General features: G+C 38.0%; 11 protein-coding genes. 4 read left to right on the top strand and 7 right to left on the bottom strand.

What is annotated here, in order from left to right:
* Positions 1-11: 11 nt before the first annotated feature.
* Both O3650_RS05710 and O3650_RS05705 read right to left on the bottom strand, forming a co-directional pair.
* A complete protein-coding gene (locus O3650_RS05710) occupies positions 12-1,034 on the bottom strand; it encodes a ribitol-5-phosphate dehydrogenase (RefSeq protein ID WP_371491788.1) in 1,023 nt (340 codons plus the stop codon).
* 4 nt (positions 1,035-1,038) lie between these two features.
* Positions 1,039-1,746 (bottom strand): 2-C-methyl-D-erythritol 4-phosphate cytidylyltransferase, encoded by a 708-nt coding sequence (locus O3650_RS05705; protein ID WP_023940235.1) that lies wholly within the window; start codon positions 1,744-1,746, stop codon positions 1,039-1,041.
* A gap of 440 nt (positions 1,747-2,186) precedes the next feature.
* Between O3650_RS05705 and tacF the strand changes: the two genes are divergently transcribed.
* Genes tacF through O3650_RS05690 form a run of 3 tightly spaced genes read left to right on the top strand, consistent with a single transcriptional unit; the run spans position 2,187 to position 5,298 of the window.
* The gene (gene tacF, locus O3650_RS05700; RefSeq protein ID WP_203176494.1) at positions 2,187-3,674 is read left to right on the top strand and encodes an oligosaccharide flippase family protein; all 1,488 of its coding nucleotides are present in this window, start codon (positions 2,187-2,189) and stop codon (positions 3,672-3,674) included.
* 9 nt (positions 3,675-3,683) lie between these two features.
* Positions 3,684-4,487: a phosphorylcholine transferase LicD gene (locus O3650_RS05695; RefSeq protein ID WP_261058006.1), complete on the top strand. Its 804-nt coding sequence runs from the start codon at positions 3,684-3,686 to the stop codon at positions 4,485-4,487.
* 1 nt (position 4,488) lies between these two features.
* Complete coding sequence (locus O3650_RS05690) at positions 4,489-5,298, top strand: phosphorylcholine transferase LicD (protein WP_153192431.1); 810 nt, start codon at positions 4,489-4,491, stop codon at positions 5,296-5,298.
* Between the two features lie 170 nt (positions 5,299-5,468).
* Here the strand turns inward: O3650_RS05690 and gla are convergent, their stop codons facing one another.
* From gla to O3650_RS05665, 5 genes are all read right to left on the bottom strand, one after another.
* Positions 5,469-6,338 carry an aquaglyceroporin Gla gene (gla, locus tag O3650_RS05685; protein ID WP_049491488.1) on the bottom strand — a complete coding sequence of 290 codons (870 nt, stop codon included), beginning with the start codon at positions 6,336-6,338 and terminating at the stop codon, positions 5,469-5,471.
* 263 nt (positions 6,339-6,601) lie between these two features.
* Complete coding sequence (locus O3650_RS05680) at positions 6,602-7,282, bottom strand: MgtC/SapB family protein (protein ID WP_153192433.1); 681 nt, start codon at positions 7,280-7,282, stop codon at positions 6,602-6,604.
* Positions 7,283-7,434: 152 nt separating this feature from the next.
* The gene (locus O3650_RS05675; RefSeq protein WP_203176481.1) at positions 7,435-8,664 is read right to left on the bottom strand and encodes a tetratricopeptide repeat protein; all 1,230 of its coding nucleotides are present in this window, start codon (positions 8,662-8,664) and stop codon (positions 7,435-7,437) included.
* Positions 8,654-9,820: an AI-2E family transporter gene (locus O3650_RS05670; protein WP_203176479.1), complete on the bottom strand. Its 1,167-nt coding sequence runs from the start codon at positions 9,818-9,820 to the stop codon at positions 8,654-8,656. The genes O3650_RS05675 and O3650_RS05670 overlap by 11 nt, the downstream gene beginning before the upstream one ends.
* Before the next feature lie 117 nt (positions 9,821-9,937).
* On the bottom strand, positions 9,938-11,920 hold the full coding sequence (locus O3650_RS05665) for a peptide ABC transporter substrate-binding protein (RefSeq protein WP_203176477.1): 1,983 nt from the start codon (positions 11,918-11,920) through the stop codon (positions 9,938-9,940).
* A 176-nt stretch (positions 11,921-12,096) separates the two neighbouring features.
* Here O3650_RS05665 and O3650_RS05660 point away from each other — a divergent pair, with 176 nt between their 5' ends.
* Positions 12,097-13,110, top strand: coding sequence for a lactonase family protein (locus O3650_RS05660; protein ID WP_023944148.1), 1,014 nt, complete (start codon positions 12,097-12,099; stop codon positions 13,108-13,110).
* Positions 13,111-13,149 lie beyond the last annotated feature (39 nt).

Here is a 13,149-nt window from a genome sequence, read left to right as displayed (position 1 = left end):
ACCTCCAGCACTTATACTTCCCACTTAAACACGGTTTTAAAGGCTGTGTTTAAATCGGTTGCAAAGACACGGTGAATATCTTTAATTTCTCTTACAGGTTCTTCTAGATAAAGGATATTTTTAAGACGATTGGCGAATTTCTTGACTTCCATCATTTGGATTGCATTTTCAAAATCAATGCGACCAGAACGAGAGGAACCAACCAAGAGCAAGCCTTTTTCTAAGGCATCGCGTGTATTGAGATTGACTTTATACTCGCTAACACCCATCATGAGAATCGTTCCCTGAGGACGAATATAGCGAATCAAGTCATTAATGGCTGGTCCAGTACCATCACCACCACAACACTCAAAAGCATGGTCAAAGGTCAAATCTTCAGGAATATTATCAGTAATATGGCATTCTTTGGCAAATGAGAAAAGTTCCAATTTTTCCCAATGACGACCAATAACCACAATCTCTGCTTCTGGCAAAGTATAGTTGATAATATTGGCAACCACAAATGCTAAACTTCCATCTCCAATAACGGCGATTCGGTCCCGCTTGCTATGAGCGAGGGTCAATAGACGATTCATAGCGTGCATGCCGACACTGACAAACTCTGTAATCGCTGCAACCGTGTCTTCAATGGCATCATAAGCCACCACACGGTCTTTAGGGAGAGAAACAAACTCTCTCATAAAGCCATCAAAACCACTAGACAAGAAATGGGTCCCTGTCATGTAGTTCTCATAGAATTCTTCATCACTCTGCATAGGAGGCTGATTTGGAATCATGACAACTTTTTGACCAACCTCAAAGGTTCCCGTCGGGTCAGAAATAACGGTTCCACATGACTCGTGAATCATCGCCATTGGAAGCTTTTTATTCAAAATCTTGGGATCACGTTTTCCTTGGTAGTAACGCTGATCCGCATGACAGACCGCCATATAGTTAGGGCGGATGAGGATATGATTCTCTTGGTCAATAGCCTCTTCCTGATATTTGACATTGATAAACTTAGGCTTAGTTAGTTGATAAATTTGATTAATCATTTTACTAGTCTTTCTCAATCATACTTTTTGCAATCTTCAAATCTGTTACGGTTGTGATTTTAAGATTTGAATATTCACCCTTGGCCAAGGCCACATCTTTTCCTTTAATGACAAATATTTTACATGCATCTGTCAAGATTTCCTTCTCTTCAGCAGAGAGAGAACCGTAAAGGTCCATGAAGTCCTTGCAACGGAATGTTTGAGGTGTTTGTCCTTGATAAAGGTGAGCACGATTTGGAATATCTGTAATAAATTGACCATTGGTACTTTCAACGATAGTATCAACCGCTTCTACCACTGTATCCACTGCGTCATGATTTTGGGCAAGTTGGATATTGTCCTGAATCATGCGAAGTGTAATAAATGGACGAACAGAATCATGGGTAACAACGATATCCTCTGAAGTAAGCGGACGATAAGCATCAATGGCTTCAATGATTTTCTCAATACTTGTATTGCGGTCAGCACCACCTTTTGTAATGATGATACGTTCCTTATGAAGAGGAAGATATTTATCTACAAGATCTTCTGCATGAGAAACCCAGTCTCCATGAACCCCAACTACAATTTTTTCAATACTTGGTTCCAAGACAAATTTTTCAATAGTATGAATCAAAATAGGTCGATCACCTAGCTCTAAAAATTGTTTTGGCAAGTTACTGATTCCCATGCGTGTGCCAGTTCCACCAGCAAGAATTCCTGCATAAATCATCTATTTTCTCCTTTGTCTTACTAAAAAAACTTATTCTCTCTATTATACCACAATCTAGTCCTATCATGAAAGAAATACCGACCCTCCCGTTCTAGAATAGAAGGTTTAAGGAGTTCTATTATTCAAAGAAACTAGTCCATTTCTAGTAATGACTAGGAATTCTGTAGTCATTACCAATAAATGGCTGTGAAATTTTAGAGTTCTTCAGAATAATATAGTTTTCTTAAAGAAAGCTTAAAATAAAACTTTGAAACTTCAAAGTTATTACTTGACTTATACTCAATGAAAATCAAAAAGCAAACTAGGAAGCTAGCCGTAAGCTGTACTTGAGTACGGTAAGGCGACGCTGACGTGGTTTGAATTTGATTTTCGAAGAGTATTACTGCCCTTCATTTCTTATTAGCTGACTTTATGATATAATGAAAAACGAGGTAAATTGAATGAAAAGTATAAAATTAAATGCTCTATCCTACATGGGAATTCGTGTCTTGAATATTATTTTTCCCATCTTAACTGGTACCTACGTCGCGCGTGTCTTGGACCGAACTGACTATGGTTACTTCAACTCAGTCGACACAATTTTGTCATTTTTCTTACCCTTTGCAACTTATGGGGTCTATAACTACGGTTTACGGGCCATTAGTAATGTCAAGGATAACAAAAAAGATCTGAATAGAACCTTCTCCAGTCTTTTTTATTTGTGCATAGCTTGTACGATTTTGACCACCGCTGTCTATATCCTTGCCTATCCTCTCTTCTTTACAGATAATCCAATCATCAAAAAGGTCTACCTTGTTATGGGGATTCAACTCATTGCCCAGATTTTTTCAATCGAGTGGGTCAATGAAGCTCTGGAAAATTACAGTTTTCTTTTTTACAAGACTGCCTTCATCCGTATCCTGATGCTGGTATCTATTTTCCTGTTTGTCAAAAATGAACACGATATTGTTGTCTATACACTTGTGATGAGTTTATCGACACTGATTAACTATCTGATTAGTTATTTTTGGATTAAAAGAGACATTAAGCTTGTTAAAATTCACATAAGTGATTTTAAACCGCTTTTTCTCCCTCTAACAGCCATGTTGGTCTTTGCTAATGCCAATATGCTCTTCACTTTTTTGGATCGTCTCTTCCTCGTTAAAACAGGGATTGATGTCAACGTTAGTTACTATACCATGGCTCAGCGAATTGTGACCGTTATAGCTGGAGTTGTAACAGGAGCTATCGGAGTGAGTGTGCCTCGTCTCAGTTACTATCTGGGGAAAGGAGACAAAGAAGCCTATGTTTCTCTGGTTAACAGAGGAAGTCGAATCTTTAACTTCTTTATCATTCCACTGAGTTTCGGACTCATGGTTTTAGGACCAAATGCTATCCTACTTTATGGTAGTGAAAAATATATCGGAGGCGGTATCTTAACCTCTCTCTTCGCTTTTCGCACGATTATCCTGGCACTGGATACCATTCTTGGTTCCCAAATTCTCTTTACAAATGGCTATGAAAAACGAATCACAGTCTATACAGTCTTTGCAGGATTACTCAATTTGGGCTTAAATAGTCTCCTCTTTTTCAACCACATCGTGGCTCCTGAATACTACTTACTGACAACTATGCTATCAGAGGCCTCTCTACTTGTTTTCTATATCATTTTCATCCATAGAAAACAACTCATCCACTTAGGACATATCTTTAGCTATACTGTTCGATACTCGCTCTTTTCACTTTCCTTTGTAGGAATTTATTTCCTGATTAATTTCTTGTATCCCGTGGATATGGTCATTAATTTGCCATTTTTGATTAATACTGGTTTAATTGTCTTGCTATCAGCCATCTCTTATATTGGTCTACTTGTCTTCACCAAAGATAGCATTTTCTATGAATTTTTAAACCATGTCCTAGCCTTAAAAAATAAATTCAAAAAATCTTAGGAGTATAGAATGAAACAACTAACCATTGAAGATGCCAAACAAATTGAATTAGAAATTTTGGATTATATTGATACTCTCTGTAAAAAGCACAATATCAACTATATTATTAACTACGGTACTCTGATTGGGGCGGTTCGACATCAGGGCTTTATTCCTTGGGACGACGATATTGATCTGTCCATGCCTCGAGAAGACTACCAACGATTTATAAACATTTTTCAAAAGGAAAAAAGCAAATATAAGCTCCTTTCCTTAGAAACTGATAAGAACTACTTTAACAACTTTATCAAAATGACCGACAGTACAACTAAAATTATTGATACTCGGAATACAAAAACCTATGAGTCAGGTGTTTTTATCGATATTTTCCCTATGGATCGCTTTGATGACCCTAAGGTCATTGATATTTGTTATAAGCTGGAAAGCTTCAAACTTCTGTCTTTCAGTAAACATAAAAATATTGTCTATAAAGATAGCCTCTTAAAAGATTGGATACGAACAGCCTTCTGGTTACTCCTTCGACCTGTTTCTCCTCGTTATTTCGCACATAAAATCGAGAAAGAAATTCAAAAATATAGTCGTGAAAATGGGCAGTATATGGCTTTTATCCCTTCTAAATTTAAGGAAAAGGAAGTCTTCCCAAGTGGTACCTTCGATAAAACAATCGATTTACCCTTTGAGAATTTGACCCTTCCTGCGCCAGAAAAATTTGATACTATTTTGACACAATTTTATGGAGATTATATGACCCTACCACCAGAAGAAAAACGCTTCTACAGTCATGAATTTCACGCTTATAAATTGGAGGATTAGGATGCAATATTTAGAAAAAGAAGAAATTAAAGAAATTCAACTAGCCCTGCTAGACTATATTGATGAGACTTGTAAGAAACATGATATTCCTTATTTTCTAAGTTATGGAACCATGCTTGGAGCTATCCGCCACAAAGGTATGATTCCCTGGGACGATGATATTGATATTTCCCTTTATCGTGAAGATTATGAGCGCTTATTGAAGATTATTGAGGAAGAAAATCACCCTCGCTACAAGGTTCTTTCCTACGATACATCTTCTTGGTACTTCCATAATTTCGCATCGATTTTGGACACTTCTACTGTTATCGAAGACCATGTTAAGTACAAGCGTCATGACACCAGTCTCTTTATCGATGTCTTCCCAATTGATCGCTTTACAGACTTGAGCATTGTCGACAAGAGTTATAAGTATGTAGCCCTTCGTCAACTAGCTTATATCAAAAAATCACGCGCAGTTCACGGTGATAGCAAATTAAAAGATTTTCTAAGATTATGTAGCTGGTACGCCCTCCGATTGGTCAATCCCCGTTACTTTTACAAGAAAATTGATCAACTAGTCAAAAATGCTACAACCAACACTCCTCAATATGAAGGAGGAATTGGGATTGGTAAGGAAGGTATGAAAGAAGTCTTCCCAGTTGATACCTTTAAAGAACTCATCTTAACTGAGTTTGAAGGCCGTATGTTACCAGTTCCTAAAAAATATGACCAATTTTTAACCCAGATGTATGGCGATTATATGACACCACCATCAAAAGAAATGCAAGAATGGTATAGTCACAGTATTAAAGCTTATCGCGAAAGCTGATTAAGGACGACCATATAAACTACAAAAAGGCTGGGGAAAAACTCAATTTCAGGAGAAAATGAAGTAATTATTCCTACAACAAAACGCATAATATCAGGTCTTGAACACCTAAATATTATGCGTTTTTAATTTTTCTTCAATCCATTACAATAGATAGAGAACTCAATTTCTTATAAGTAAAGGAATTTGAAAATAGCTACTGCCGCAATTGCTGCTGCGATCGGTGCTACTACTGGTACCCAAGAGTACCACCATTTTGAATCGCCTTTGTGCTCACCAAGAACTGATTTTGGAAGGAAAGCATGAAGGAGACGTGGTCCCAAGTCACGGGCTGGGTTCAAGGCAGGTCCTGTAGGTCCACCAAGTGATGTTACCAAGGCCATAACAAGGAATCCAAGTGCCAAGTGAGCTACTGAAAGTCCTGAAGCAGTATGTGGTGCTACTTGGGCTTTGATTGCTAAATCAGAAAAGTCAACATTTTGACCTGCTTGACTAGCCATTTGTTTCATGTATTGAAGCACTTCAGAACCAAAGAAGTTTTTAGTCATTCCAAGGGCTGCAAAGAAAAGAACAAATGATCCAACAAACTCATTTACAAAACCATTAACAGTTGCTGCAAAATGTGATTCTTTTGTACCATTATCCAAACTTGAAATTGTTGAGAAAGTACCCAAAATGTTGTTTGGATTTTCAGTTTTCAAGTAGTATGGGCGGTGTGTTGCCACAACCAAGGCTTGACCAAAGATAGCACCCAAAACTTGTGCGATGATATAAGGCGCAACTTGAGCCCAAGGGAAAAGACCGCTGATTGCAAGTCCAAGAGTGAAGGCTGGGTTGATGTGGTTACCAGATACGTTACCAAACATCAAGGCTGGGATCATAACCCCCATACCATAACCAACAGCGATAACGATCCAGCCACTTTGGTGACCTTTCGTACCTTTAAGTTCAACGTTGGCAACTGCACCATTTCCAAGAATGATCAAAATAGCAGTTCCCAAAAATTCAGTGGCATATTTAATTGCCCATGTGAAATCCATTTGATAGATTCTCCTTAAAATTTTTTAGACAATCCTTATTCTATCAATTTTTACATCTTTTAGCAACTACTTTCCCGAAAGATTGTGATAGAAAACGGTTCCAAATCTTATAAACTAATCTTTGTTTTCAAGATATCCCCAGTTCATTATGTTATCTACGCTAATCTGATGCTTTTATGTCAATTCCTCCTGATACATAGTATAGGGAATAAGAAGTATCTTTCCCCATTCACCAATCAGAGTTTTGCTATGAAAACAAAACTCTATCCTTCTAATGAAACAATCTTAACCTGATTTATATAAAAATTCTCGTCACATTTCCATAAAAGCTCAGCCATATTTTTGTAAGAAATGGATTTATCGTGATCTGCTCTAATCGTAAGATTATAACCACTTTCATTCCTATCCATGTCAATATTTAGATTGTAAAATCCCTTCTGTTCAATGAGAATATTCAAGGTATCTATTGAAGGTTTATTGGTTACAAATCCAGTCATTCTGATATGATAATGAGTATCGCTTTTCAAAAATTTGGAGCTACTTTTCTGAACAGAGACAACAATTAAACTGCAAAATAAGCCTAGAAAAGCAAAACCTGCTCCAATCGCCATCCCAATACCTGCAGTTACCCAAATACCAACTGCTGTGGTGATACCACTGATTTTTTTATCCCTCATGAAAATAATACCACCGCCAATGAAACTAATTCCACTGACAATTTGGGCCGCAACCCTAGAAGTATCATCATTAGGCGTATCCAAGAAAGCTTCTTTTGATAAAATCATCATTAAAGTTGCAGTTAAGGCAACTAAGATATGAGTCTTTCTCCCAGCCTGCTTGTGCTTAGACTTTCTTTCATAGCCAATGATAAAACCAGAAAAACAAGATAATAAAATGAGAATAATATATCGGACTTCAATCGGTAGAGCTATCGTATCAAGCATTATTTTCCTCCTCTATCACTCATAATTTTATATTATAGTCCTAGTTGAAACTTTTTCAAGAGAATATATTAGTTGAAAATTGTCCTTTTTAAAACAAAAAACCGCAGTTACCCTCTAGTAATAACTTGCAGTTTTCTGTAACTAATGGATTCTTACAATGTCTCAAACAATTCTTGCATTTGCACATCATCTGGAACCAGTTTTAAGTAAGCTTGTGCATTGACTTTTGCTTCCTCAAAGTAGCCCAATTCACGCAAGAGATAGATATAGTGTTCCAGAAACTCTGGATTGTCCTTTAAATCTACTGCCAACTCTTGGTAAAGCTCATAGGCAGTATCCAAATCGTCCATTTCTTGATAGGAACGAGCAATCATCCACTTGGTCAAGAGATTTTCTGGCTCCTCACTTTGCAAGTCTAGAATGTCTTCATAACGTTCCTGCTCCAGATAAATAGTTGCTAGACGGAGTAAGATTTCTTCCGTATCCTCAGCATCTTCTTTAGCAGTAAGGAGATAATTTTCTGCACCACTAGCATCATGCAGTTCATAAGAGAATTGTGAAGCAGCTAGCAAGAGACGAGTTTCAAAGGGATTTTTCTCCAAGCCCTGCTTAGCAATACGCAGAGCTTCTTGAACTTGATGTTCCTTATGTAAGGCCTGACTGTAACCATACTCATAGCCTTCAAAATCAGGTGAAATGGTATCAAGTTGCTTAAAGTAGAGGACAGCTTTTTGGTATTCTTCTTGATCAAAGTAAAGACTGGCTAACTCAAAAGCTGTTAAATCATCGTATTCTAACTCCAGGGCTTTTTCTAAAAACTCTGTGGCCGTTTCAAATCTCCCTAACTGAGCATAGGCAAAGCCAATCCGTTGATAGGTAGAAATACCTGTTTGCTCATAAATAGTACGATTATCTAACTGAGCATAGCCTTGAATAGCCTCTTGGTAATTTTCCAACTCACTATCCAACTCTGCCAAGCCCAATATCAAGAGAGGATCCTCTGAGTAGGTCAAAGCCTCCAGCAACTTCTCACGCGCCACATCTGTCAAACCTTCCATCTGGTAAAGGTCTGCTTTCAGAGCCAAAGCCGAAATATACCAGTCACTGTCAGCTTGGATTTCCTCTAGATAGGCAAAGGCTTCTTCGATTTGACCATCCTCGCTAGCAATAGCTGCTAGATTAAGATGAACCTCTGGAAAGTCCTCTACGATTTTCAGGTAAATTTCCTTTGCCTGAGGATAAAAACCAATTCCTTCTAGATAGTTGGCTAAATCATAAAGAAGGTCACTTGGATCATTTTCTAAAGCTTTAGCGAAATAATGCTCAGCCTTGGTTAAATCTTGCTCCTCCAAAGCCTGTAACATCTGTTGACTATTGTTCACTCTTGACTTCCTCTCCTTCTAGTTCATATAAACCACTAACTACCTTATACCATTCAAAAATCGCTGAAATCACAACCTTTGCAGAGGCATAAACCGGAATACCGAGCAAGACTCCCCAGATACCAAACATAGAGCCCGAAGTTAACAAGACAAAGAGAACATTAATGGGATGGATGTTTAATTGACTTCCCAAAATCAATGGAGAGACAAAACGGCCTTCAATAGTTTGTTCTACGATAAAGACAATCACTACTTTCAAAAGCATGACTGGACCAGCAATCAAACCCAATACTAGGGCAGGAAGCATGGCTAGGAAACTACCAAGATAAGGAACCAGATTTAAGATACCAGCAGTAACACCCAGCGTAACCGCATAGCGTAGACCAATGATCTTAAAGAAGACGATAAACATTACTGCTACAATAATAGCCACTGTCACTTGCCCTCGAACATAGTTAGACAACTGTTGATTCACATCTGATAAAACTTGTCCAACAGGTTCTTTCAATTTCGTTGGCATGAATTGGGTCAAATAGTGACGCAAGCCTTTCCCATCACGCAAGAGATAAAAGAGCATGAAAGGAACGATAATCAAGGCAACAATCACTTGAGATGCCCCACTAATAAAAGCGCTAACCCAGTTAACAGCCTGAGATGAAACCTTACTTGCCCAAACTGTAGCCTGACTTGAGAAGTTTGTCAAAACTTGCTCTAACTGTGGTCTGAAATCATCTGATAAACGCTTGGTTACCAAATCGTCAATAACTCTGTCAGCATCTTCGAGGTATATTGGTACGTTTCTTGCAAATGTTAAAACTTGACGTTGCAGATTTGGAATAGCTACTGCCAAGCCCCAAATGATAAAGAGAGCGATGATGACAAAGACAATACTGATTGCGATAACACGATTGATTTTGCGTTTTTCCATCCAATCAACAATAGGATTTAATAAATAATATAGCAAACCAGATAGAATGACTGGCAACATCACGACTGTCAAAAAGTCTAAAACAGGTGAAAATAGAAAACTAATCTTGCTTAAAATAAAAAGATTTAAGCCAAGTAACAAGGTTACCAAAAATACCGTAATGGCTTTGTTATCTAAAAACCACTTAAAAAACCAAGATAGGCTAAAATGTTTCTCTTTTTGATCCATAAATACTTCCTTTCTATTGTTCTCCCATTATACCATTTTTGAAACAAAATAACTCTTTTTTAAAGTGCTTACATGAAGACCACTACATAAAAAATCTCCTCAAAAGAGGAGATTCGATTAGTCTTGAATATGACGGTCTAAGTTCTTCTGATAATCAGCATTGGATTTGGCTTTTTCATCAGCAAACTTCTTACGGAACTCATCCATTTCTTTAGTAGTGACAATCTTATCTTGGATTTTCAGATACTTGTAGCTATTTTCACTAGTCTTATCACCTACCCAGCCACCGGCACCACTGCCAGGAACCATTTTCGTCACTAGCATTTGAGCACCATCAGAGTATACTGGAATAACAAGTGCACTATCTGACAACCAAGCTTGGGCCTTAGCATATTTGGAATAACGTTTTTGAAGGTCTGTTTTCTCACTATTTGCATCATCAATCAGTTCTTTGTATTTATCCAATCCAACTGTTTTAATAACTGGATTGTCTGTTCCTGGTGCCACACCAAGAGCACCTAGGAGGCTTGGACCTGAAGTTGGATCAAATACATCTAGATAAGTCGATGGATCAGCAAAGTCTGGATTCCAACCACTGACTGCATTAATATCCCAGTCAGTATTTGCATTGGAAGTAGCTAGAACAGTCATACTTCCCAATTCATCATCAGAAACCTGTTGAATGTCAACAACCACATTTTCAGAGCCTAAGGCTTCCTCGATGGATTGTTTATAAGACTGAACCTGACGAATAAAATCTGGATTTGATGAAGAAATTGGCAAATCTAAATGAATTGGGAACTGTACTCCATCAGCTTGAAGAGTTTTCTTAGCAGATTCAAACTTAGCCTTAGCCTTGTCTACATTATGAAGTGAATCTTGGGCATCATCAAGGCTGACATCTTTCCAGACATTATCCAATTTATCCAATTCTGTCTTAGTAACTTGACCAAATGTTTGATCTCCTACTTGTACAAATGTTGGAGGAGTGAAACTTGTCCGTAACTTACGAGGTCCTACTTCATCACCAAATACTTGAGAGATCCCTGCTTTACGATCTACCGCAAAAGCCAAGGCTTGACGGAAATCTTTGTTTAACAAGGCTTTCTTAGTAGAAGTTTTTTCTGCATCACTTGTTTTAGCAGTGTGATTGTAATTTACACGGTCGATATTGGTTGAGATATAAAAAACTCCTCCACGCTGTTGACCATACACAATATTATCCTTGTATTTTTCTTTTAGACGTTCATAGTTGGCAGAGTTTTTAAAGAGAGGCGCAGCTGGATAATGTCCCTCATCAAAACCGCGTCCTAGGGAGTCTGCATCTTGACCATCAAAGAAGGATAACTTGATATCATCAATAAAGACATTTTGTTTATCCCAGTAGTTTTGATTTTTGGTCATTTCGATAGAAGACTTAGATGTAAGACCTTTGAGGAGATAAGGCCCATTGTATAGAATGCTCGTTACATCAGTTGGTTTACCAAAGTCATCTCCTTTAGAAGCTAAAAAGTCTTCATTAACTGGTGCAAGGACTCCCATTGTTGTTTTTGAATTCCAGAAAGATTCTGGATGATTCAAAGTATAGACTACAGTATAATCGTCAGTTGCTTTTACCCCAACACTAGAAAAATCTGTTGTTTTCCCATTTACATAGTCATCCAATCCTTTGATAGAATCCTGTACAAGATAAAGAGCCTGTGATTTCTTATCTGCTGCGTGTTTCAGACCAGTCACAAAGTCTTGAGCCTTGACTTCACCATACTCTTCCCCCTCATTGGTATACCATTTGATACCCTGACGGATTTTATAGGTATAGGTCAAACCATCTTTGGAAACAGTCCAATCTTCTGCAACTGATGGAACAAGATTCCCATATTGGTCATTTTCAAGCAAACCGTCAATAACGTTACCTGTGACCTGTTTAGTGCTGACATTTCCAGAAACTGTATAATCCAGAGTCGAAGGATCTGATGAAAATACATAGGCATAAGTCACTGGCTTAGTAGCATCCTTATTACCATTACCAGATGAACACGCTGCTAGGACAGCTGCCGAGAGTACAGCAACTCCTGCTGCTAAGAAAACACGTTTTTTCATAAACAAACTCCTTTGCAATTTGTATAAGATTATTATAGCACTTTTATTAAGTAAATCAATGAAAACATTCTTAATATTATCATGAAAAGAATGTGGAAAATCTCTTGCCAAGCTTGATTTTTTCATACTAGCATTTTTGTGATATAATAGTCTTATCTTTATATAGAGGTAAAGTTATGAAAGAAACTGTTTATTTTGGAACTTATACGCGTCGTACTTCCCAAGGGATTTACAAGGCGGACTTTGATACAGAAACTGGTCTGCTTTCAAACCTAGAACTTTTTGCTACTGAGCCAAGTCCAACCTACCTTGCTTTTGACCAGCACCAACATTTATACACTGTTGGTAGTCAAGATGACAAGGGGGGAATTGCAGCCTATCAAACTGACGGGACTTTATTAAATCATGTCGTTGAAGAAGGAGCTCCCCACTGTTATGTTGCCGTTGATGAAAAACGTGATTTGGTCTATGCAGCCAACTACCATAAAGGACAGGTCCTTGTTTATAAACGTCAGAAAGACGGTAGTCTTCTACTTAGTGATGTGGATCAACACAGTGGCCAAGGTCCACATGAAAATCAAGCTTCTCCCCACGTTCACTTTACAGATTTAACACCTGACCACTATCTAGTGACCTGTGATTTGGGTACTGACCAAGTCATCACTTATGACCTTGATCGAGAAGGGAAATTATCTAAACTCTATACCTATCACAGCCAGCCAGGATCAGGCTCACGCCATATCGTTTTCCATAACCACTATAAAATCGCTTATCTCATTTGTGAACTCAATAGCACTATCGAGGTTCTAATCTACGATGGTGTTGGCGAATTTGAACGCATGCAAGTCATTTCAACTCTACCAGACGGTTATGAAGGCTTTAATGGTACTGCTGCTATTCGTCTCTCTAAAGATGGTAAATACCTCTACGCTTCTAACCGTGGTCATGATTCTATCGCAGTATATACAATTCTTGCGGACGGTAGCTTAGAGTTGTTAGAAATCGTTCCGACACATGGTCAGACTCCACGTGATTTTGATTTGACACCAGACCAAGAATTTGTCATTGCTGTCCATCAGGACTCTGACAATGTAACCGTCTTTAAACGCAATTCTGAAACTGGACGTCTAGCAGAACTTTCCAACGACTTCCATGTCCCAGAAGCAGTCTGCATCAGTTTTGCCCCTTAAGAAAACATAAAAAATGAACTTGGTAACTCAAGTTCATTT

The organism is Streptococcus sp. 20925_1_24 (assembly GCF_041432335.1).
In the GTDB taxonomy this organism is placed as follows: domain Bacteria; phylum Bacillota; class Bacilli; order Lactobacillales; family Streptococcaceae; genus Streptococcus; species Streptococcus mitis_BM.
The sequence above is the reverse complement of the archived record's forward strand: the minus strand, read 5'-3'. Positions and strand labels throughout refer to the sequence as shown.